Source organism: Chryseobacterium sp. ZHDP1 (assembly GCF_018603435.1).
In the GTDB taxonomy this organism is placed as follows: domain Bacteria; phylum Bacteroidota; class Bacteroidia; order Flavobacteriales; family Weeksellaceae; genus Chryseobacterium; species Chryseobacterium indicum.
The window spans coordinates 1,465,228-1,488,966 of the sequence record NZ_CP075682.1; the positions used below are offsets into that span (position 1 = coordinate 1,465,228).

Consider the following 23,739-nt stretch of genomic DNA (forward strand, 5'->3'; position numbering starts at 1 on the left):
AAAAAAGTGAATTGTCAATAATCATCCTCTTCCATTGTCAGATTTTACCTTCTGCATTTTCCTCTGCATGATCTGTCTTCATTAAACCGGAATTCTGCTGCATCGTTCAGCTTCATCATTTCAACATCAATTTTCTTCTTCATATCCGGCAACCGCTTCATTTATCGTCTTCATTTCCTGTTTCCTCTTCATGATCTTTCTGCATTACATCGGAACCTTCTTCATAGATCAACTTCATCATTTCCACATCTTTCGCTGATCTCAGCTTCATTGATCCGGCATCGACCTCATCGCCAATCTTCAAATTCTTTTCATTAAAAAATGACTTCTCCTGCAAAAATTGACAATTCACTTATATATTTTTGAAAAAAGTGAATTGCAGTTATCAATCTTTCATTGTCAATTCTACTACTTCATTACATCTCATAACCGATCTGCTTCTGCATTGCTGACAATTCACTTATTTTATATTTCTATTTTAAAGAAACTTCTGCTTTTACATTCATTCCTGTTCTTAATCTTTTGGATACATTTTTATCCAGATTTACAAAATCGATTTTTACAGGAAGTCTCTGTACTACTTTTACGAAGTTACCACTCGCATTATCCGGAGGAAGTATAGAGAAGGTAGCTCCGGTTGCAGGAGAGAAAGAACTTACCACACCGTCAAATTCTCTGTCCGGGAAAGCATCAATCTCGATTTTCACTTTTTGTCCTTCCACCATTTTATCAATCTGGGTTTCTTTGAAGTTGGCAATTACCCATTTCTGGTCATTTTTAACCAAAGAAAACAATTGTGAACCTGCCTGCAAATACTGTCCTGCCTGAATCGGTACTTTTCCAACATATCCGTCTTCCGGTGCTACAATTACCGTGTAAGATAAATTCAGTCTCGCATTTTCTACATCCACTTCTCTCTGTTTTGCAACGGAATTTGCCACTCCGATCTGCTGAGAACTTGCTGCGGTCTGAGAAGAAGCAATATTCGTTTGCTGTGCAATCTGGTTTCTCTGATCGATTAAAACCTGAAGCTGCTTATCTGCAGACTGTTTTGCTGCCAGAGCCTGCTCATACTGCTGTTCTGTAATAGAGTGGTCTTTCACAAGATTGGCATATCTTTTTAAATCCTGAGAAGTTTTCCAAACGTTTACTTTTGCGGCTTCAATCTGTGCATTCGCCGTAGTAACAGCGGCTTCAGAAGAATTTATATTTTTTGAAGTTGCCGTTGTGGAAGCCTGCGCATTAGAGATGCTGCTTTTTGCTGTTGCCAAAGCTGCTTCTGCCTGCTGTAAAGCCATTTTCTGATCTCTGCTGTCCAGTATAACCAAAGTATCTCCTTTTTTTACAAACTGGTTGTCCTTTACTTTTACTTCCGTTACGTATCCTGAAATTTTAGAAATAACGGGAGCCATATTGGATGCAATCTGTGCATCGTCTGTTTCTTCATGAACCTGCCCGTAAGAATAGGTTCTGTAACCGTAGATTCCTCCTCCGATTAAAACTACGGCTAATATGATAGGGAAAACTAAACTTTTTTTCTTTTTTGGTTCAGTCGTTTGTGTAGTATTATTTTCCATTGTGGGTATAGTTCTTAATTTTATTTATTTGTTAAAGTTCCGGTAGTCTGCAATAGTTTTCTGTAGGCTAAAACGGCATCTGCTTTGGCATTGATTACCCCTACATTCGCTGAAATCTGTGCAGCATCTGCATCCAGAAGCTCCGTCATTGTTGCCAGACCGTTATCATATTTATTTTTTGTAATTCTGTAATTTTCGTTAGCTTGTTCTGCAGATTTTTCGAAAACAGCAATTCTTTTTTTAGAATAATCTGTGTTCTGATATTCTCTGTTTACATCAAGCTTGATGTTGTCGTTTAGCAATTCATTGGTGGCAGCCAGCTGCATTTCTTTTGCTTTTGACTGCTTAAGCGAAGAGTTTTCTTTCCAGAGATTTGAAAGATTGTAAGAAATTCCTACGCCTACATTTACCGCATTGTAAATCGTTAAAAACTTCGGAATATCTGCCGCCACATAACCTCCTGTAAAAGCAATGGAAGGAAGATTTTCTGCTTTCGCGGATTTTGTTCCCAAAGCTGCTGCCTGTCTCTGCTTATCCAAAGCCTGAAGATCTTTACGGTTTTCTCTGGCTTCATTTAAATAAAAATCAAGCGGTTTCACTTCATTTCCTTCTTCAATATAGTTTTGATCTACCTCGATTTCGGTGGTTTCCGGAAGTCCAAGCAATAAATCCATATTGATATTGGCAATATTGTAGTTGTTTTTTGCTTCCAGCAACTGAAGTTCGATGTTTGAAGTCTGCAAACTTGCCTTTAAACGGTCGTTTCTCGCAATCACTCCGTTATTTTCAAGTTTAAGGAATGTTTCGTCTCTTTTTTGGGAAGCGGTAAGGTTTTCTTCTAAAACTTTAATGGACTGGTTGGCTTTAAACAAATTATTGTAAGCCTGAGCAACATTGTAAGCGATAGCAACCTTGTCATTTTCAGTAGTTAATCTGGATGCTTCCACCAAATATTTTGCAGATTCGATCCCATATTTTATTCTTCCTCCACTGTAAATCGGAACGCTTAGATTGGCTGTTCCGTAAGCAACCTGATGAACTTCCGGACCTCCTCCGGAAACTCCGGGAAGTTTAATATCAATATTCGGTTTAAAAGGAAGATACATGTAGCTTCCTGAAACCTTAAGCTCGGGAAGCTGTCTGTTTTTAGCTTCCAGAAGATTCGCAGTGGCTTCTTCTATTTTTGCAGCATCAATCTTAAGATTTTTGCTGTTCTGGATTCCCAACTGCACAGCGTCATCAAGAGTGAGGGTCTTTTTCTCCTGAGCATTTGCGTTTGCAATCCCTACGAATAGAGCGAGCGCAAGGACTGAGTTATTTATTTTCTTCATAACCTAGAAGGTCTTTTAGTAGATATTTAATATGTTTATTAAGTTCTGTGTAATACTTTTCATCAAAAACTTCTTCTTCATTGGTGTCGTTCAGGAATTCTTTATACATTTCTTTGGCATTAGAAGCGTAAAATAAAGTTCCGCTCACCGTGGAATGAAGAAGGTAAATCGGAGGATTTTTTGTAAAAATTCCTTTCTGAAGACCGCTTTCCAGAATTTTTGAATACATGGAAATGAATCCCATTTTGGTTTCTTTCAGAAATTCTACGATCTGCGGATTTTCTGCATGGAGCTGTTCTCTCTGCATGATCCTGTAGAAACATTTGTTGTGTCTTACTTTTCCTGCAAACTGATCTACGATTTTTTCAACTTTTTCCCATTCGTTGATATCGGTTCTTTCGATAATATCTTTGGAAAAAAACTGTCCCTCGCTCATTCTGTATTCTACCAGCTTCTCGTACAGTTTTTCTTTGGAACCGAAATAATAAGAGATCATAGAAATATTAACATTTGCAGCTTTGGCAATTTCTCTTGTAGAAGTTCCTTCAAAACCTTTCTCTGCGAAAAGTTTCTCTGCGGCAAATAATATATTTTCTTCTTTTGAAATCATCTTTACTCTTGTATCTGTTTTTTCGGGTGCAAATCTACGACCAATTTTTCATAAATCAAACGATTGATTGATTTTTAATTAAAATTTAATTTTTTTTTAATCTTAAATTCCTCCGAATAGAAAAATTACTATATTTGGATTCATTAAAAATTTAGATCATGAAAAAAATAGTTTCAGTTTTAGCGATTGCTTTGTTCACGCTGAACTTTGCGCAGGAAACTCCAAAAGGTGCATGCTGTGCAGGAAAAGACAAAAAAGAATGTTCTGTAAAAGACAAGAAAGCCTGCGGAGATCATCATAAAGACTGTGATGCTAAGCACAAAACAGCAGAGAACAGCACGAAAACAACTGATAAAAAAGCTGCCAAAGTAAAGAAAACAGCTTAAGAATAAAAAAACTCCGAAGGATATTCGGAGTTTTTATTTAGCTTTTATGGATGTATCTTGATAATTTTATTCCAAGATCTGTCCAGACAATTTTAGGATTTCCGTTTCGGGTTAAATGCAGATCGGCAGTGCTGATTTCTTCAAGAATACTTTCAATATTGGCTCCGCTGATGAATTTTGAGAATCCCGTCCAGTTGAAACCATTGGCATCAATCTTTTTATAGACTAAATTCTCCGACTGATAGTTCTGAAGCAAAGCCAGTCTGAAAATTTCTGAACAGTAGTTTAAGAAGTTTTTCTGCTTTTCACGGTTCCATCCTGCAATTTCTCTTGCCCAGAGAATAATGCTTCGTAGAAATTCAGGTTTCTTTTTTACCATAAATGCATCTCGAACCCAGTGTACAAAAAGTTTTTCAAACTCATCGGTTTTATTTCCGGATTGTAAAAGCTTTAAGGCTTCATTCAGATCTCCCTGAGCCTGATGGATAATTTCCCCTGTCTTGTCTTCTGAAAGATTATAGTTTTTTTTCAGATACATTTCAAGATCTTCATCGTTTATTCTCGGGACTTCTACAATCTGCGTTCTTGAAAGAATGGTAGGTAAAATATCGTTGGTAGATTCTGCGGTAAGTAAAATGATTGTTTTCGCAGGAGGTTCTTCTAAAAACTTTAGCAATTTGTTGGATGCAGCGACATTCATTTTATCTGCTCTCCAGACAATGAGAATTTTGGTTCCGCCTTCGTAACTTTTTAAAGAAAATTTCTGATTCTGCTCATCAATTTCATCTGCCGAAATAAAAAGCTGCTTGTTTTCGGATTCTAAAACCGCCGTCCATTCATCATATCCTGCATAGGGAGATTTAAGAACCATATCCCTGAATTCATCAAATTTATTTTTGCTTAATGAGTTTTTGTTATCCGTAAAAACTGGAAAACTGAAATGCAGATCAAGATGATTGAGATGCTCCACTTTCGCTCCTGCGTGTGGATTTTCGCTGCTCAGAATTTCTTTGGCATACGCCAATGCAACCGGCAATGTTCCATAGCCTTCTCTGCCTACAAAAAGCTGGGCATGGCTTACTCTGCTTTCGGCGATACTGTCTCTAAGAAGTTTTTTCAGACTTTCCTGTCCGGCAATGTTCTCCCAATTCATGATTCAAAGATAAGAAATTTGTAATTCGCAGAATGTGAATTTTTACTTCGCAGATGAAATTTGCGCTGCAGATCTATTGTGAATTTTATCATGCAGTGTATAGATAATGTATAAAAATTCACAGCCAAAGCGAATTTACAATTAAGAATTCATCATAATTATAGCTATTCATACCCCTTAACAAACTTTAACCTCTTATAATTTTTACAATTCATTAATATTTAAGATATTTGCGCATTGTTTTAAAAATAAAGAATGAAAAAAATCTTTGTACTATCATTGATATCAGTTGGATATTTCCTTAACGCGCAGAATCTGAGTAACTCTCCTTATGCAACTTACGGAATCGGAGATGTAAAATATGATAATACGATCGAAACTACCTCAATGGGAGGTATATCTACCGCTTTTATAAGTGATTTTACAAGTAATTTCAATTTTGCAAACCCTGCAAACAATGCTAATTTCGAGCTTACAAGTATCAAGCTGGAAGCTACCAACGAAAACAATTACTTTAAAACAAACTATAACAATACGAAGTCTACCAAACATTCTACGTATTTATCGAATATTTCAATTGCTTTTCCTCTGTCTCCCAAACTGAAGATGGGGTTTTCTTATCAGCCGTACAGCTCAAAAAGCTACGATATTATCCACAGAGATACATTGTCCTCCGGCAATATAAGAGCCAACAGATTTAAAGGAAGCGGAACGCTGAGTACGGTACAAATGGCTTTAGGATATAAAGTGAACGACAAACTTGCTGTTGGAGCAAGAGCGAATTACTACTTCGGAAATCTTTATGACCTGAATGAACTGGCTTATTCCAATGCAGAGTTAATTAACGGATATGAAACCAAAAACAGCATCCACAATTTTAACTTTACCTTAGGAGCAAGTTACCAGAATCTGAATACGAGTACAGACAGAAAGCTTACCATCGGGGCGACTACTACTTTCGGAAATACAAGTAATATGACGAGCGATTACGTAAACAGTACCTACTTCTATTCTGATGCCGCTGCCACTGTAAAAAGTAATGAAAGCATCATCGAGCAGAAAAGTACAAACTCTAAAAATCTTCTGCCTTTACAGGCTTCTATCGGAGTAGGATACGGAGAAGAGAACAAATGGTTCCTTTCTCTTCAGGGGGATTATAAAAAAGGTGCGAGTATTGGCTATTTCGGAAGTACGCTTGATCTTCAGGATTCCTACAGAATTTCTGCCGGAGGATGGTATCTGCCGAATTTTAATAATTTCAGAAGCTATTTTTCAAGAGTTGTTTACAGATACGGAGCTTTTTATGAGAAAGGAAGTCTTCAGATCGCTGGACAGAACATCAATAAGTTCGGAGTTTCTGCAGGAGTACTGCTTCCATTCAAAAACAGCAGCATAACAAGAATGAGCGGTCTTGAACTTGGACTGGAAATCGGAAAAAGAGGAACTACTAAAAATAACCTGATCAACCAAAACTTTGTAAACCTGAGAGTTGGTTTCAATTTTGCGGATAAGTGGTTCAGAAAGACTCTATACAACTAAAATGAAGTTTTTTAGAAACATATCATATAAAAAAAATATAGCATACCTTTTTAGTTGTGCTATATTTTTTGCTATAACTTCCTGTGAAGAAGATCTTACGAAAAATAAAGGTAAGCAGAGTAAAAACTTTCCTTCACAGATCATTAATAATGCAAACATCATCCAGAGAGATTCGGGGTTTGTAACAATGAGAGCTAAAGCACCAATCATCGAAAAATATGAACTGATCGACAGTCCTTATACGGTTGCAAGAAAAGGAATTGACATTCAGTTTTTCGACAAGAAGAAACCGAAAATTCCCGGAACCATTAAAGCTAAATATGCTAAATTCTACGATTATAAAAAGTTTTACGAAGCGAAAGGAAACGTAAGAATTACCACTAATGAAGGCGACAAATTTGCCATGCAGAGTATTTACTGGGATCAGGTAAAGAAAAATATTTATACAAAAGATACGGTGTACGTAACGAGAAAAGACGGAAGTACGCTGATCGGCGCGCACGGAATGCGTGCAAAAGATGATTTTTCCGAATATGTTTTCTTCCAGAATTCAGGAGATTTTGCCGCGCCTGAAATATCTCAAAACAAAAAATAATCAGATGGTTTTCCATGCGATCGGATTGATGTCCGGAACAAGTTTAGACGGACTGGATATCTGCTTTGCCAGATTTGAGAAACAGGATGAATGGACATTCAAAATACTGAAAGCAGAAACACTTTCCTACTCTAAAAACTGGGAAGATAAGCTTAGAAAATCTATTTATCTTTCTGCAGAAGAACTGCTGGAACTGAACTCAGAATACGGTTTTTATTTAGGGAAATCGGTTAAAAGTTTTATTGAAAAGCATCAGATAAAAACAGTTGATCTCATCGCTTCTCACGGTCATACGGTTTTTCATCAGCCTCAGAAAAAATTTACTTTACAGATTGGCGACGGAAGGGCGGTTAAACTCGAAACAAATTTACCTGTGGTCTACGATTTCAGGAGTCAGGATGTTTTGATGGGTGGAAACGGAGCGCCTCTCGTCCCGATTGGTGACGAACTGTTGTTTTCGGAATACGATGCCTGTCTGAATCTGGGCGGATTTTCTAATATTTCCATGAAAATTCAGAACAAAAGAATCGCTTTCGACATTGCTCCGGTCAATATTATTCTGAATAAATTAGCTCAGAAATTCAACAAAAATTTTGATGAAAACGGAAATTTAGCAAGAACAGGAAGAATTAATGAAGATTTATTGTCTAAATTAAATTCGCTGGATTTTTACAGTCAGTCTCATCCAAAATCGTTGGGAATCGAATGGTGCAACGAAAATATTTTCCCTCTTTTTGAAGATATTGAAACCGTTGATGTAATGGCAACTTTTACGGAACATGCTGCGGAACAGATTTCAAAAGTTTTCAATAATTACCAACTTAAGCGCGTCTTATTTACAGGTGGCGGAGCTTATAATCAATACTTCATTGAAAAAATAAAAGCCAAAACCAATGCTGAGATCATCATTCCGGAAAAAACGATTATTGATTTCAAAGAGGCTTTAATCTTTGCATTCATGGGAGTTCTCCGGTATAATAATGAAATTAATGTTTTGTCTTCTGCGACGGGAAGCTCACAGGATCACAGTTCGGGAATTATTGCTTAAAACATAAAAAAACCTTCATTGCTGAAGGTTTTCATTTATTTATAAACTTCGATCTTATCGGTAAGCGTATTGATGAAATTCTGAAGAGGTTTTTCCACCATCATTTTGATAAAAGGGTTGAATTTCCCTTCAAATAACATCTGAACTTCGGTCTGATTTTCATTTAGAGGGTTTAAAGCCGCTGTTAAAGAAAAATCTAAGCTTGAACTTGCAGACTTCAACACTGCTTTTTCATCAGTAACTTCTTCAATTTTCAGAGCAATTTCCGGCATTCCCTGCAATCCGAATTTAAATCCATTTTCTCTCGTTTCAAATTTCTGAAGACCGTCCGGCATGAAATCTTTGTAATTTTCTGGCGATTTCAGGATTTCTACCAGGTCTTTAGATGATTTATTAACAATAATCTTTCGTCCTTCTAAATTCATTTTTTATTTTTGTATTTAAATTCTTAATTCTTACAAATATATGTATAAAGTTTTTGTGAACGAAAAAAAATTACTGTTGTCTAAGCAATCTGAAAACTTAGAAAAAACGCTTGGATACGAAAACGTCACAAGCCTGGAAATCGCTTTAGATCTTCTGGAAAATACATCGGTAAAAGAATTGAATGTTTTTGGTGAAAACATCGATGAAATCTGGTCAGAATTTCAGAAATTATTCAGAATTATAGAAGCTGCGGGCGGCATTGTAAATAATTCTGCGGGTGAAATTCTTTTCATCAAAAGGTTAGGTAAATGGGATCTTCCGAAAGGGAAAATGGAGAAAGGCGAATCTCGTGAAGAGTCTGCTGTAAGGGAAATTGAAGAAGAAACCGGGCTTACGAATGTAGAACTGGTGAAGTTCATCAATACAACGTACCATATTTATGTTGAAAGAAACGGCGATAAGGTTTTAAAATGCACGCATTGGTTTGAAATGAATTTCTATGGGGAAGATACTTCAAAACCTCAGATTGAAGAAGGAATTACAGAAGTTGCCTGGAAAAACGCTGTTCAGATCGAAGATGAGGTTTTTCCAAGCACATTCAAAAATATTAAACTGATTGTGGAAGAATTCCGAAATATGAAGACTAAATAAAGTCTATTGATTTTTCGAGAGCAATTCCTCTGGAACCTTTTAATAATATATTTTCTGAAAGAATTTTATTAAGTTTTAAATATTCTGTTAATTCGGCTGTGCTTTCAAACGCTGTTTCCGAAGAATTTACCTTTTTAAAATTCTTTCCGACTGTAATAATCTGGTCAAAACCTAATTCCTGAGCTAAATTTAAAATATTCTGATGCTCTTTTTCACTTTCATCCCCCAACTCGAGCATATCGCCGATTATAATAGTTTTTGAACCCTCAAAAGTGATGAAATTCTGCAAAGAAGCGCTCATAGAACTCGGATTGGCATTGTAAGTGTCCAAAACCAGTGTTCTTCCGTCTTTTTTAACAACCTGAGAGCGCATGTTGGTTGGGGTATACTCTTCAATGGCATTTTTTATTTTTTCAAAATCAATCCCGAAATGAAGTCCTAAGCTCACTGCTGCACAAAGATTGGTAAAATTATATTCTCCGGTCAGTTTTGAAACTGCCTTCCGGTTATCATATTTAATGCCTACAAAATTTTCTTCTGAGAATAATTCAAACTGATAATCTGAATTTTCTTTTCCAAAAGTAATTTTCGGGGAATAATTTTCAGTTTTTTCTACCTGAACAGGATCATTTTCGTTAACGATAATCGTTTTTTTATGATCTTTAAGATAGTCGTACAGCTCAGATTTCCCTTTAATAACACCTTCATATCCTCCGAAACCTTCCAGATGTGCTTTACCAAAGTTGGTAATGTAGCCAAAATCGGGTTGGGAAATTGAACTTAAAAGGGCGATTTCTTTCTGATGATTGGCTCCCATTTCTATCACAGCCATTTCATGTTCCGGCTTAATGGAAAGGATGGTTAAAGGAACACCGATGTGATTATTCAGATTTCCTATAGTATACTGTACATTAAACTTTTCGGAAAGAACAGCATGAATAATTTCTTTTGTGGTGGTTTTTCCATTACTTCCGGTTAACCCGATCACAGGAATCTGCAGTTGTTTTCTGTGATAAATGGCAAGCTGCTGCAAAAATTCCAGTGTGGAATGAGCAAAGAAAATATTTTTCTCTTTATTTTCGAATTCCTTCTGTTCAACAATTACGGCTAAAGCTCCGCTTTCAATTGCCTGTTCAGCCAAAGTTGCTGCATTAAAATTTTCTCCTGAAAAAGCAAAGAAAATATCATTCTTACCGATTTTTCTGCTGTCGATGGTTACTTTTTCAGATTGTAAAAATAAAGGATAAAACTGTTCTATATTCATACTTCAAAAATAAAAAAACCCTCCAGAATTCCGGAGGGTTTTTTGAAAATTATTTTGATAAATATTATCTTCTTGTTCTACCTTTATCATTTGCTCTCGCATCCTGAGCTACACGGAATCCGATCCATCCGTAAGCTTTATCCTGAGACTTGTATCTTCTTTGTCCCGGATCTAGCCAGTATGCTGTATCCTGCCAAGAACCTCCTTTTACTACTCTTACATCGTTAGTAACAGCAGAAGTTCTTTCTTTTCTGTCTTTTTGCAGTACTACTCTACCCTGTGCATCTACGATAAATCTTGATTTCGGAGAATTGTACATATCATATGAAGAAGCAGAATCTGATGCAGTTCTATAGTCTAGAGAAGACATTCTGTCTCCATCTCTATAGTTTCTGTAATCAGCAATTGTCTGTCTTTCATACTGACCCGGTAAGTTTCTGTAAACTAATCTTCCATCAGCTAAAGTATCATATTTAATGCTGCTTTCGTCTACCATTTTGTAAGTTCCGTCACCGTTTCTTACGATAGCCTGAGGCATATTTCCTCTGTAGTAGTTGAAGTCGCTGTAATCTTCATCAATGATTGGTCTGTAAACATCTGCTGTCCATTCTGCAACGTTTCCATACATACCGTAGATTCCTAAATCATTAGAAGGATATTGTCTTACGTCTGAAGTTCTTGCAGAACCATCATTTTTCCAGCCTGCGATACCAGAGTAGTCTCCGGTTCCCATTTTGAAGTTTTCAAGGAACATTCCTTTTTCTCTTCCTTTAGTACCTCTCAGTTTTTCAATTTCAGGTTTTTTACCCATATACTGATTGTACTCTCTGTTTTTAGCCATACCTAAAGCTGCATATTCCCATTCAACTTCTGTAGGAAGTCTGAATTTTGAAACCATTGCTGCGTTCGGAGCTCTGTTTGCAGCTAACAATCTCTGGTTTGTAGTTTTCAAACCTGTTTTTTGCTGCATTCTTTTTTCATTGATGTAACCTTGCATTTCCGGATCATTCGATTTGAATTTATCCATGTTGAATGCAGTTCCACCCTGATTATTAGATTCGTTGATATACAAATCTTTTGCAATGATACCTGCCTGCATTAAGGCTTTCTCGTTTGCTCTGTCTGACAACCATTCGCAATATCTGTTTGCCTGAGTCCATGATACTCCTACTACAGGATAGTAATCGAATTCAGGAGCACGGAAATACGTCTCGTTGTAATCATTTCTAGATAATTTGTTGTCCCACAATAAGGTATCCGGCAACGCACCGTTGTAGATTTCCTTAAAGCTTGGATCGCTTGGTGGGAATACGTACTTCAACCATGTAAGGTATTCGCGGTATTCGTAGTTAGTAATTTCAGTTTCCCCGATAAAGAATGAACTTACCTGCATTCTGCGAGGCGAGTTATTCCAATCGTGCATAACATCATCTTTCACTAATCCCATTGTAAAAGTTCCACCTTCTACATATACCATTCCCGGCCAACCTTTTTGTTTTTGTTGCTTTCCTGCAAAAAACCAACCTTGTTTCTCGTTTGGTTTCCAACCTGTTTTGCTGACAAATTTTTTAGTACCGCCGCCATTATTAGATCCTCCGCAACTGGTTAATGCAAGTGTAGAACTTAATGCTATTAATGAAAACAACTTTAGTTTTTTCATAGTCGATATAAATATTTTCAAAGTACAAAGAAAAAATAAATTATTCAATAAATCAAGTAAAGAGTTGATTTTTTTGAAAAACGTTAACAAATTAATTTTATTGTATCATAATTTAATTATAAAATTTTCATTTATTTTGTAATTCAGAAATTTCAATAATAAACATGAAACAAAAAATTTCTCTTTTATTTTTATTAAGCTTTGTATCAACACTTTGGGCTCAAAGGATCACCATCGAATGGGATGGCTCTAAAATTCGAGACTTTGGTGAGACAAAACTCAATCTCCCAAATTTTAAAAATCAGGGATTTTCATTCAGCCAAAATAACATTTTTATAACAACTAAACAACAAGTTGGCGAAAACCAGTTAAAAGTTTCTAATCCTATCTGGGAAAATGTTTCTGCTAAAGATTTGTTTTCATTAAGCAGGGATCTTATCACCGATCAGGAGATAAAAGATATTGTGTACTACAATGCAGACGGAGCAAGATATGCCAGTGCCAATGTATCGCTCTTTAAGAATGTAAAGGGACAGATCCAGAGACTTTCTTCATTTGAAATTTCTGAGACCAATGTTTCTAACAGTCTGGGGAATACTTTAAAGCTAGGGACCACGAATAACCCTTTATCAACAGGAACTTTTTACAAAATAAGAGTTGATAAATCCGGTATTTTTAAAATAACAAAGCAGTTTTTACAGGATAACGGAATTAACCCGTCTTCTGTAAATCCTAAAAACTTCAGAATTTACGGAAACGGCGGGATTATGCTTCCTGAAAACAATCAGGACGCGAGGTACAGCGCGCTTCAGGAAAACGCCATTCAGGTAGTTGGAGAAGATGACGGGGTATGGAATGATAATGATTACGCTTTGTTCTACGCACAGGGACCAAACGGATACAATTTATATAATTCTTCAAACGGAAGCGGGGTTAAAAGAAGAGAATCCAGAACTTATCCCAGCGAAAATCTGAAGAATATTTATGAAGATTATTCGTATTATTTCATCAATTTCGATAAAGGTCCCGGAAAGAGAGTTCAGCCTGTAGATGTTAATTTACCTGCGAGTCCGCTAATTACCCGTTTTGATAATTATCAGGTGATTAATGTAGATCAGAAAAACCTGCTGAGAGTGGGTAGAACCTGGGTGGAAGACACTCCTTTTGTAACAGATAAAACAGTTACATTTACTACGGCTTCTCCGGTTCAGACAGGAGATAACATCAGGTATAAGGCACAGGTAATTGGCTATAAATCTCAAAAAAACAAATTGCTTTATAGCATCAACAACCAAAATCCAATTACTTTTACGGTTCCAACTCCGGATCAGAGTTCCACGTATGATTTTTATCCTACGAATTACTCCGGAATCATCTCCGGACTAAGCGGAAACCAGATCACCATCAGTATAAAACCTGATATTACACTGAACCCTAACGGAACTTTTTATCCCGATTATTTTGAAATTCAGTATAAGGATAATCTGAGCTTCAACGGAACACAGATGAGTTTCAGGGATTTCTCACTGGTTACAGGGAGCAATACAACGTATGGATTCAGCCTTGCGAATGCTTCTGCAGCAGAACAGATATGGGATGTTACCGATATTACCAACGCCAACAGAAGAGTAAATAAAGCGGCAGGAAATGTAAACTTTAATTTTGCGTACACGGCATCTGATCTGAATTTCAATAATGAATTTGTGGCTTTCAGGGCAGATGCTGCATTTAGTCCTTCATTTGTAGGAAGAATCAATAATCAGAATATTTCAGCTTTGCAAAATGTTGATTATTTAATTATAACAACTCCTGAAATGCTGGGACAGGCGCAAAGAATTGCAAACTATCATCAGACCAAAAATAATTTTAATGTACAGGTGGTAGATACAGACAAGATCTATAATGAATTCGGTAGCGGCAGCAAAGATCTTACGGCAATAAGAGATTTTGTAACCAAACTGAACACTCCCCTTGGAACATTGAAGTATGTGCTGATCCTTGGAGATACCTCTTTTGATTACAAGAACAGAATATCCGGTAATACCAATGTAGTATCGGGCTACCAGAGTGAAATTTCTCAGGATCTGGTAAGGTCATTTGTTACTGATGATTATATTGTAATGACAAAACCTCAGACCACTAACTACATAGATTCTAACCTTCCTGATCTTCCTGTAGGAAGAATTCCGGCTGCCAATGCAACGGAAGCTTCTACTATGATTGATAAGACTTTAGCTTACTATAACAGTCTATCCGGACAGTCTACACCTTTCGGGGAATGGAAAATGAAACTGGATTTTGTGGTGGATGATGATAATGACGGAGGCGCACCATTCCATACCGTAATGAATAATTCTCTTGTTACGGTTTTTGAGCAAAATAATACAACTTTAAAGGAATATAATGTAAGAAAACTTTATCTGGATGCTTTTCAGGCGCAAAGTACAGCAGGCGGACAAAGATATCCTCAGGTAAATCAGGCGATCTCAAATGATATCGGAAACAGTCTTTATCTTTTCTATTTCGGACACGGAGGAATCAATGGATGGGCGCAGGAAAGAGTTTTAACATTATCTGAAATTCAGAATGCGAATAACTTCTCTAATGTATACAGCAGATTTCCGTTTGTATCGACAATTACCTGTGAGTTTACACTTTGGGATGATCCGGACGTTTCTTCTGCAGGAGAGCAGTTTTTAAAGCTTAAACAAGGGGGACCGGCAACGATGATTACTTCAAGCCGTGCCATCGATGTTGGTTACGGAGTGGATTTCACTAACCTTTTTACACAAAATATTTTTAAACTGACCAACGACGATTTTGATACTTTAGGATATGCACATTTAAATGCAAAAAAACAGAGAGGAGCTTCTTCTGAACATTTAAAAGTTAACTTCTTAGGAGATCCTGCCATGAAACTTACCAGACCGAAAAGATTACTGGTAATTGATAATATTGAAACTCCGGTTCCGGGATTAATCAGAGGACTTGATTTTGTGAAAGTAAAAGGTCATATTAATAATCCTAACGGAACAGTAAACACAACGTTCAACGGAAGAGTTGTAATTAATATTTTTGATAAGAGATTAAACAAGACCACTCTGAACAACGATGGAGGATTAACTCCTGTTCTTAAATATACCGAGGAAGGAAGTGCTATTGTAAAAGCTTCCGGAACGGCTGTAAACGGAGTCTTCACTGTAGAATTTTATGTTCCGAAAGATATTAACTATGCGGTAGGAACCGGCAGAATTTTAGGGTATGCAGACAATAAAGCTTCGGATGTTTTCAATAACCAGCCAGTTCAGGTGGGAGATATCAATCCAAACGGTATTAATGACAACCAGCCGCCAAAAGTAAAGTTGTATATGAACAACACCAACTTTGCAGACGGAGGTATTACAAATCAGAATCCGATGTTACTGGCATGTATTACAGACGATACAGGAATTAATTCCACAGGTTCTGGTATTGGTCATGATATTACAGTATATTTGGACGGGCAAATTATCAATACAATTGTACTGAATGATTTTTATGCTTCAGGTGAAGGAAACGGATGTTTAAGCCCTGGTCTGGCAGATTATCAGAAAGGTAATGTAACGTATCCTTTCAGAAATCTTGCCGTTGGACAACATCAGTTAACATTTAAAGTTTGGGACATAAACAATAATTCTACAACTGCTACGTTAAATTTTGAAGTTAAGGATGAAGCGGATCAGCATTTGGTTATTAACCGACCGTTAAACTGGCCGAATCCATTCACGAACAAAACATACGTTCAGTTTGAACATAATTGTGATGATATTCTGGATGTGAACGTTCAGATTTACACAATTACAGGAAAATTGGTAAGAACTTTATCTCAGTCTGTGGTTGCAGAACCTTTCCTACAGGGCTTTAGAACGCCACGTCAGGCAATAGAATGGGACGGAAGAGACGATTTTGGGGCAACTGTTGCAAAAGGTACGTATATTTTTAAGATATTTGCAAAAAGTCAAAATCAAGAAAAATGCAAAGGAAGTGCTACAGCTGTAGAAAAAATGGTACTTTTGAAATAAATTTAAAACGATAACAGTAATAATATCAACAAAAAACTGATAATATATAAAAGACAACATATGAATTTAACTACTAAACTGCTTTTAGGAATTGGGTTAAGTGCTGGTTTTTTAGGCTATTCTCAAGATTTAAGTCTAGTAAGACCTGTATTAACCGGAGCTCCTTTCTTAAGAATCGCACCAGATGCAAGAGCTGGGGGTATGGGAGATCAGGGTGTGGTAACCTCTCCGGATGCTTTTTCACAATTCTGGAACGCAGCGAAATATCCTTTCAGCAGATCAAGTTCTTCCGTGGGGCTTAACTATACGCCGTACATGGGAAAACTTACCAATGATGTGTTTTTATTATACGGAGCCTTCCACAAATTTTTAGGGCAGGAAGAAAGATCCACCATCTCTGCAAGTATTTATTACTTCAATATGGGACAAGTAGATCTCACTCAGTTAGTAGGAAACGAAGTAACATCTATGGGAACCTCAAAACCAAACGAATTCTCTATTGATGTAGCTTATGGTCTTAAACTATCCGATTCTTATTCCATGGCGGTTACAGGAAGATATATCCGTTCAGACTTAGCCGGAGGATTCAACACAGATACTACATTAAAACCTGCGAATTCTTTTGCGGTAGATGTTTCAGGTTACTATACGTCTCCAAGATTCTCGAGTTTAGGAGGAATGGACGGAAAAATCAATGCAGGTTTTGCTGTTCAGAACTTAGGTCCGAAACTGGATTATACAGGAAATGAAAATTCAAGATCTTACCTTCCTACAATGGCAAGATTAGGTGCCGGTTATGATATGTATCTTGATGATATGAACAGAGTGGGAATTAGTGTTGAAGGTTCAAAAATCTTAGTTCCGGGTTCAGAATATGTAGGAATAGATCCTAATACAAGACAGCCGATCTATCAGGTTCCGAACGTAGGTGTAATGGCGGGAATCGGAAAATCATTCAAAAACAAAAATTCCATTATGTATAGTGGAGCATTAGAATATTCTTATGACAATGCATTTTCTGTAAGAACCGGTTACTTCCACGAAAGTGAAGAACAGGGAGCAAGACAGTTTGCAACTGCAGGTATCGGATTAAAGTATCGTTCTTTCGGTCTTGATGTTTCTTACCTCATCAATATGTCTAAAATTAATACCGCTTTGGATAATACCCTTCGTTTCGGGCTTACATGGAACATCGGTGACGAAACTTCCAACGCAGATAATTAAAATTCTAAAACATACCATACAAAAGTCTCATAAATTATGAGACTTTTTGTTTTTTATAACTCTATCTATTTTTCAGGAGCTTTTTCGTGCTATCCGCTCATACTCCTCGCTCCTGCGCCCTCCAAACTTAACCCCTACCCTTTCCATTTCTGCTGTGGGGTAACCGCTGCTATCACGGCTAGGTTTTTGTATGTGATTTCAATACTTAGGAACAACAATTGCCTGTCTTTTCCTATTCAAATTACTTAAATCATATTGTAATATATGTTGAATATATATAAAGACCACCCCGTCAAAAATTCTTACGAATTTTCGCCACCCCTCCAAAGGAGGGGAATTACAAAGCGCATAGCTATGAAAAATTCACATTCAACTGGCGAAGTAAAATTGACGTTCTCATTTTAAAATTTTTCAAAAATTTAATGATTACGGCACAAAGTAAAACTTACAATTCACATTTAACTCTTATTTTTGTAGCATGAACTACTCTGCAGAACTCAAAAAATTCGTAACCAGTCAATATGTATATTCTGCGATCAGAATTACACTGGCTACTGTTCTGCCCTGTCTGGTTCTCGCCCACTTCGGAATTCTCAAAGAATATTTTCTTTTTCCGCTCGGAACCAGCTTTGTTGCCTTAACAGATCAGCCGGGACCTTTCATCAGAAGAAGAAATGCTTTAACGTTTGCCATATTCTGCTTTGTTTTTGTAGCAACGATTGCAAGCCTTGTGATGAACTTTAAAATTCTAGTTTTTGCAGAAATTATTGTTTTTGGAATGTTCTTTTCCCTGATCGGAGTTTACGGACAGAGATTAGCTGCCGTTGGTTCTTTATCATTGGTAGTTCTTGCAATTTTCATCGACGGACATTTAACAGGAGGAAATATTTTTAAAAGCTTACTGATCTTTGCTTCAGGATGCACTTGGTTTCTATTGATATTTCTTGTTGTAACGACCATTCAGCCTTATAAACTGGCAAGCCAGATGATTGGAGAAAATTATCTTCAGTTAGCCGAATTTTTAAAAATCAAAGCCAATTATTACCAGAAAAATCCGGATTTTGACAAACTGACTACGCAGGTTATCGCCAAACAAATCGGGATCAAGAACCTGCAGGAAGAAACCAGAGAAACAGTTTTCAAAACCAGAACCATCGTAAACGAATCTACCACAACAAGCCGTCTATTGATGCTGATGTTCCTGAACTCAATGGATCTTCACGAAAAACTGATGACTTCCGAAAGTGATTATCAGAAACTGCAGCAGATTTTTGACGACACCACCATTCTGGTAGATATTCACGATTATCTCAATCTTCTTGCTGAAGAAATTACCAATATCGGAATCGCCCTACAAGTTGGGACGAGAGCAAAACCACTATTCAATCTCGACTCGGAGCTGAATAATTTAAATCATAATTATTTCGATCTCAGAAACAAAAAAATATCCCCCGAAAATTTCGAAAATTTTATGGTGTTGCGCCAGATTCTGATGCGCATTAACGAAATCACCAAAGAAATTGATGAGATTTATAAAGTTTTCTCCCAGAATGTAAAACTTGCAAAAAGTCTTTCTACAGGTCTGGATCTTAAAAAATTCATGCCGAATGAAGAAAAACTGAATTTCAGAGTATTAAGAAACAACATATCACTTTCTTCATCTCATTTCAGACATGCGTTAAGAATTACGATTGCGTTATTATTGGGATATTTGTTCTCACTATTCCAGTTTTTAGGAATCGGGCACACGTATTGGATTTTAATTACCATTGTTGCGATCTTAAAACCCGCCTATTCCATTACCAAACAGAGAAACCTCCTCCGTTTGTACGGAACTGTTGCGGGAGCAGTAATTGCATATGGAATTCTGCACTTCATCCACATCAATGAAGTTTTATTTACCATTCTTTTATTAAGTATGATTATGTGTTTCAGTTTTCTGAAAGGGAAATATTTCTGGGCAGTTCTGTTTATGACGATTTACATCTTTCTGAGCTTCAATTTTTTAAGTCCGGGAAAAGTCAACATCATTTTTAAAGACAGAATTGTAGATACCATTATCGCAGCAATAATTACTTCTCTGGTTGCCTATATTGTTCTTCCGGTTTGGGAACACACCCAAAATCTGGATCTGATGAAGAAATCTGCCGAAGCTAATCTTAGTTATTTTCAAAGCGTGATTTCCAAGTTTCTGGAAGAAAAACATGACCTCGAAGATTATAAAGTAAAGCGTAAAAATGCCATCATTTCACTGGCAAATCTTTCCGACAATTTTCAGAGAATGATTTCCGATCCTAAAAATCAGCAGAAAAAACTGGAAGTGGTACATCAGTTTGTGGCAACATCGCATCTTATTACAGCCTACACCGCTTCCCTTTCGCAATATGTAAAAGATGACGAAAAGTATCCTGAAATTGATGCAGAAAGCTGGAGCAGAAAAATAGAAGCCGAAATGCAGAAAGTTTCTATTCTTTTGCATGGAGATACCATAACAGAGGAACTAAAAAAGGAAAGCCGCATTGAACCTGAAGATTCCTCTCTGGAAGATTTAATTTTAAAAAGAAAAACCGAGCTTATAGAAAACGAAGCGTATGATGTACGGGATCCGAATAAAATTTCTCATTTAACGGAGCTTAAAAATATTCACGATGTTCTGGAACTGATCTTTGACGTTGCCAAAGAACAGCGAAAAGTAATTGAAAAATACAGAAATGAAACAGATTCTGTTGAAAAGGGCAATCCTATTCTTCAACAATCGTAAAGCAGTAATCGTCGAAAAATTCTACCCTTGCTTTAAATTCATCTGAGATTTTATCATCATGAACCCTGCATTTGATGTGGTGAAGGTATTTCAGTTCAAAAGGCTTCACTTCATAATGCTTTTTCAGCGACCAGTGTTTGGAATGATGAATTTTATACATACTTTCTTTAACACTCCAGATAATGGTGTAAAAAGTAACCTCATTATCAGATGGAATAAATCCGCGTTCATTTTCGTAGGTAAATTTATCGATTACCCTTAAAATTTTAGGATTAAATTTTTCAATATCTATTCCTATCTTATTTTTTGAAATAGCAATAGCTGCAAATGGAAATGAATGTGTAATGGATATTTCCGCATCTTTCGGAGATAAAAAAGGTTCTCTTTCTTTGTAGAGAATCTTAGACTGGGGTTTCAGAGATTTTAATAATTTTCTCACCATTAAAACCTCCAGTAATTTTTTGGGATGATAATCTTTTACTTTATCGGCATTTTCAGGCTCCAGAAGTTCATTGATATCCAATTGTTCCTGTTCATCATATTTCCATACAAGAATTGTGGCATTATCATCAGAAAAATCGCGGTAAAGTGGCATGTATTAATTTATTCTGCTAAAATAATAATTTCCTGCGAATCGTATTTTGACTTTAGTGATTAGTAAAATTATTAAATTCAGATTTATATTATCTATTATCTTAAATGTTGTTATCTAAAACGCAATAAAAATCACTATAATATGCTTAATATCATATAATCCCTGAGAGAACAGCGTTTTTTTATCTAAATTATTAATTGTAATTTTGCACATTATCAATTGAATTTAAACTTATTCATTCATATGAGTACTACAACACAATACATGCCTTATAAAGTTAAGGACATCTCCCTTGCAGAATGGGGAAGAAAAGAAATTACCCTTGCTGAAGCGGAAATGCCTGGTTTGATGGCGATTCGTGAAGAATACGGACCGTCTCAGCCGTTAAAAGGTGCAAGAATCGCAGGATGTCTTCACATGACCATCCAGACTGCTGTACTTATCGAGACATTAGTAGCTTTAGGTGCTGAAGTTACATGGTCTTCTTGTAATATTTTCTCTACACAGGATCACGCTGCTGCTGCTATCGCTGCTGCAGGAATTCCGGTTTACGCTTGGAAAGGTATGAACGCTGAAGAATTTGACTGGTGTATTGAGCAGACTATTTTCTTTGGTGAAGACAGAAAACCATTGAACATGATTCTTGATGACGGTGGAGATTTAACCAATATGGTTTTTGATAAATTCCCTGAACTTACTGCAGGAATCAAAGGTCTTTCTGAAGAAACAACAACAGGTGTTCACAGATTATATGAAAGAATGAAAAACGGAACTTTAGTAATGCCTGCCATTAACGTAAACGATTCTGTAACAAAATCTAAATTCGATAACAAATACGGATGTAAAGAATCTGCAGTAGATGCTGTAAGAAGAGCTACAGACGTAATGTTAGCCGGAAAAAGAGTGGTAGTATGCGGATACGGAGATGTAGGTAAAGGTACTGCTGCATCTTTCAGAGGTGCTGGTTCTATTGTTACTGTAACTGAAATTGATCCTATTTGTGCGCTTCAGGCTGCAATGGACGGCTACGAAGTGAAAAGATTGGATACTGTAGTGGATAACGCAGATATCATCATCACAACAACAGGTAACTTCAACATCGTAAGAGGAGAACATTTCCTTAAAATGAAAGATAAAGCGATCGTTTGTAACATCGGACACTTCGATAACGAAATCGATATGGCTTGGTTAAACGAAAACTACGGTCACACAAAATCTGAAGTAAAACCTCAGGTTGATATCTATACTGTAGAAGGTAAAGAAGTGATTATTCTTGCGGAAGGTAGATTAGTAAACCTAGGATGTGCAACAGGGCACCCAAGTTTTGTAATGTCTAACTCTTTCTCTAACCAGACTTTGGCTCAGATCGAACTTTGGAACAATTCTGAAGCTTATGGAAACGAAGTATATATGTTGCCTAAACATCTGGATGAAAAAGTAGCGGCTCTTCACCTTAAGAAATTAAGCGTTGAACTGGAAACTCTTTCTCCTGAGCAGGCTGAATATATCGGTGTGGATGTGAAAGGTCCATTCAAGCCTGAATATTACAGATACTAATAAGCATATTTGCTTTTATATATTGAAACTCTCCTGAAAAGGAGAGTTTTTTAGATTCCGGCGGCTTCGCCGCCGGAATCTAAAAAACTCCAATAAAATATCTTTTACTACATATTGGGCATATTTTACACTCTTTTCTAAACGCAGAACTCATCAAGAATAATTACAGTCTTGTTATCCTTCCGTTACTACTGCATCACGCTCTCCGTCTTCTTTTTTTCCTTCCTCAATCATTTCTTCGGCTTCAGCTTTCTCTTCTTCCGTAGCGTAATCAATTCGCTCCTCCTGCTCCTCTTCCTGTTCATAATCAATAAAAAATTCACAGAAAACCGGAAGATGATCTGAACCGAAATTATCGAGTGTTTTCAGGTCTTCAATAAAAATCTCTTCACTGTGGAACATCAGGTCGATCGGAAATCTCAGCAAACGGTATTTGGCATGGAAAGTGGAAACAAAAGAACGCCCGATCCTGGGATCAATAAGATGGCTTGTTTTCCTGAACAGAATGGATGATTTAGACCACGCCACATTATTAAAATCTCCCACAACAATCACCGGTTTCTTTATTTCGGTTACCCTTTTGGCGGTACTCAGAAGATCTCCGTCTCTTTCTTTGGAAGTTTCCTCTTCCGTCGGACTTGGCGGTGGCGGATGAACCCCGAAGAATACGAAAGAAAATCCGTCCTTGGTTTTCAGATGCGCTTCTATACTTGGAATATCATCTGCAACAAAATAATGCGTTTGAGAACTTTCAATTTTTAATTTCGAATAAAAATGCATTCCATACGTATTTTCCAGTGTTACTTTATGTTGAAAAGGATACTCTTTTTCCAGTTTTCGCAATGCTTTTTCCCAGTCTCCATTACTTTCCATAGTCAGGAACATATCAGGTTTACATTTTTCGATCAACTTAATAAACCTATCATATTCTGTGTTGAACTGATACACATTGGCAGAAATAAAATGCACTTTATCTGAAGACTTATACTTCTGAGAAAATTTCTTAACGGGATAAAGCGGAGTATATTTAATCAGAATGATACTGTGATGAACAAACATCAGGATTAAAAGTCCCTGAAAATACCAAAAGTATGGTGAATCTTTGACAAAAAAACCTAGAATAAAGGTGAAAACAGTAAAAAAAGTGATCTGTATCTTACCAAATTCAGGCACACGAAAGATCCAGTGAGAATGTTGAATTTTGGGCAGGATGGTCAGGATGAATAACAAAACAGTGAGACTCAGGTAAAATATCCACATATATTTTTTTAAATAACAGATAAATTTAGTGTAATTTTATA

At 36.6% G+C, this 23,739-nt stretch carries 19 protein-coding genes; 9 read left to right on the top strand and 10 right to left on the bottom strand.

Annotation, left to right across the window (positions count from 1 at the left end; all coding sequences use genetic code 11):
* Window positions 1-157: 157 nt before the first annotated feature.
* From KKI44_RS06580 to KKI44_RS06595, 4 genes are all read right to left on the bottom strand, one after another.
* Window positions 158-352: a hypothetical protein gene (locus KKI44_RS06580; protein WP_214590388.1), complete on the bottom strand. Its 195-nt coding sequence runs from the start codon at window positions 350-352 to the stop codon at window positions 158-160.
* A 121-nt stretch (window positions 353-473) separates the two neighbouring features.
* A complete protein-coding gene (locus KKI44_RS06585; protein WP_214590389.1) occupies window positions 474-1,577 on the bottom strand; it encodes an HlyD family secretion protein in 1,104 nt (367 codons plus the stop codon).
* A gap of 20 nt (window positions 1,578-1,597) precedes the next feature.
* Window positions 1,598-2,908 carry a TolC family protein gene (locus KKI44_RS06590; protein WP_214590390.1) on the bottom strand — a complete coding sequence of 437 codons (1,311 nt, stop codon included), beginning with the start codon at window positions 2,906-2,908 and terminating at the stop codon, window positions 1,598-1,600.
* The gene (locus tag KKI44_RS06595; RefSeq protein WP_076394742.1) at window positions 2,892-3,518 is read right to left on the bottom strand and encodes a TetR/AcrR family transcriptional regulator; all 627 of its coding nucleotides are present in this window, start codon (window positions 3,516-3,518) and stop codon (window positions 2,892-2,894) included. The genes KKI44_RS06590 and KKI44_RS06595 overlap by 17 nt, the downstream gene beginning before the upstream one ends.
* A 158-nt stretch (window positions 3,519-3,676) precedes the next feature.
* Between KKI44_RS06595 and KKI44_RS06600 the strand changes: the two genes are divergently transcribed.
* A complete protein-coding gene (locus tag KKI44_RS06600; RefSeq protein WP_214590391.1) occupies window positions 3,677-3,904 on the top strand; it encodes a hypothetical protein in 228 nt (75 codons plus the stop codon).
* Window positions 3,905-3,941: 37 nt separating this feature from the next.
* Here the strand turns inward: KKI44_RS06600 and KKI44_RS06605 are convergent, their stop codons facing one another.
* Window positions 3,942-5,057: an ATP-binding protein gene (locus tag KKI44_RS06605; protein WP_214590392.1), complete on the bottom strand. Its 1,116-nt coding sequence runs from the start codon at window positions 5,055-5,057 to the stop codon at window positions 3,942-3,944.
* A gap of 255 nt (window positions 5,058-5,312) precedes the next feature.
* Between KKI44_RS06605 and KKI44_RS06610 the strand changes: the two genes are divergently transcribed.
* From KKI44_RS06610 to KKI44_RS06620, 3 genes are read left to right on the top strand one after another with little or no spacing between them, the layout of a single operon-like run.
* The gene (locus KKI44_RS06610) at window positions 5,313-6,596 is read left to right on the top strand and encodes a hypothetical protein (protein ID WP_214590393.1); all 1,284 of its coding nucleotides are present in this window, start codon (window positions 5,313-5,315) and stop codon (window positions 6,594-6,596) included.
* 1 nt (window position 6,597) lies between these two features.
* A complete protein-coding gene (lptC, locus tag KKI44_RS06615; RefSeq protein WP_214590394.1) occupies window positions 6,598-7,191 on the top strand; it encodes an LPS export ABC transporter periplasmic protein LptC in 594 nt (197 codons plus the stop codon).
* A 4-nt stretch (window positions 7,192-7,195) separates the two neighbouring features.
* The gene (locus KKI44_RS06620; protein ID WP_214591110.1) at window positions 7,196-8,239 is read left to right on the top strand and encodes an anhydro-N-acetylmuramic acid kinase; all 1,044 of its coding nucleotides are present in this window, start codon (window positions 7,196-7,198) and stop codon (window positions 8,237-8,239) included.
* A gap of 35 nt (window positions 8,240-8,274) precedes the next feature.
* Here the strand turns inward: KKI44_RS06620 and KKI44_RS06625 are convergent, their stop codons facing one another.
* On the bottom strand, window positions 8,275-8,664 hold the full coding sequence (locus tag KKI44_RS06625; RefSeq protein WP_214590395.1) for an SRPBCC family protein: 390 nt from the start codon (window positions 8,662-8,664) through the stop codon (window positions 8,275-8,277).
* 40 nt (window positions 8,665-8,704) lie between these two features.
* Between KKI44_RS06625 and KKI44_RS06630 the strand changes: the two genes are divergently transcribed.
* Entirely contained in the window at window positions 8,705-9,316 is a 612-nt protein-coding gene (locus KKI44_RS06630) for an NUDIX hydrolase (protein WP_214590396.1), read from the top strand.
* On the opposite strand, the gene KKI44_RS06635 is transcribed toward KKI44_RS06630, so the two are convergent.
* Window positions 9,309-10,580, bottom strand: a complete 1,272-nt coding sequence (locus KKI44_RS06635; RefSeq protein WP_214590397.1) for a UDP-N-acetylmuramoyl-tripeptide--D-alanyl-D-alanine ligase — start codon at window positions 10,578-10,580, stop codon at window positions 9,309-9,311. The two genes, KKI44_RS06630 and KKI44_RS06635, sit on opposite strands and share 8 nt — an antisense overlap.
* Before the next feature lie 64 nt (window positions 10,581-10,644).
* Window positions 10,645-12,240, bottom strand: a complete 1,596-nt coding sequence (gldJ, locus tag KKI44_RS06640) for a gliding motility lipoprotein GldJ (protein WP_214590398.1) — start codon at window positions 12,238-12,240, stop codon at window positions 10,645-10,647.
* A gap of 164 nt (window positions 12,241-12,404) precedes the next feature.
* Here gldJ and porU point away from each other — a divergent pair, with 164 nt between their 5' ends.
* The 3 genes from porU (at window position 12,405) to KKI44_RS06655 (ending at window position 20,286) form a co-directional block, all read left to right on the top strand.
* A complete protein-coding gene (porU, locus tag KKI44_RS06645; protein WP_214590399.1) occupies window positions 12,405-16,301 on the top strand; it encodes a type IX secretion system sortase PorU in 3,897 nt (1,298 codons plus the stop codon).
* A 60-nt stretch (window positions 16,302-16,361) separates the two neighbouring features.
* The gene (gene porV, locus KKI44_RS06650; RefSeq protein WP_214590400.1) at window positions 16,362-17,525 is read left to right on the top strand and encodes a type IX secretion system outer membrane channel protein PorV; all 1,164 of its coding nucleotides are present in this window, start codon (window positions 16,362-16,364) and stop codon (window positions 17,523-17,525) included.
* Between the two features lie 478 nt (window positions 17,526-18,003).
* The gene (locus tag KKI44_RS06655) at window positions 18,004-20,286 is read left to right on the top strand and encodes an FUSC family protein (protein ID WP_214590401.1); all 2,283 of its coding nucleotides are present in this window, start codon (window positions 18,004-18,006) and stop codon (window positions 20,284-20,286) included.
* Here the strand turns inward: KKI44_RS06655 and KKI44_RS06660 are convergent.
* Complete coding sequence (locus KKI44_RS06660; RefSeq protein WP_214590402.1) at window positions 20,267-20,881, bottom strand: 4'-phosphopantetheinyl transferase family protein; 615 nt, start codon at window positions 20,879-20,881, stop codon at window positions 20,267-20,269. The genes KKI44_RS06655 and KKI44_RS06660 overlap by 20 nt on opposite strands.
* A gap of 243 nt (window positions 20,882-21,124) precedes the next feature.
* Here KKI44_RS06660 and ahcY point away from each other — a divergent pair, with 243 nt between their 5' ends.
* Window positions 21,125-22,438, top strand: a complete 1,314-nt coding sequence (gene ahcY / locus KKI44_RS06665) for an adenosylhomocysteinase (protein ID WP_214590403.1) — start codon at window positions 21,125-21,127, stop codon at window positions 22,436-22,438.
* Window positions 22,439-22,612: 174 nt separating this feature from the next.
* On the opposite strand, the gene KKI44_RS06670 is transcribed toward ahcY, so the two are convergent.
* Window positions 22,613-23,698, bottom strand: coding sequence for an endonuclease/exonuclease/phosphatase family protein (locus KKI44_RS06670; protein ID WP_214590404.1), 1,086 nt, complete (start codon window positions 23,696-23,698; stop codon window positions 22,613-22,615).
* Window positions 23,699-23,739: the final 41 nt, after the last annotated feature.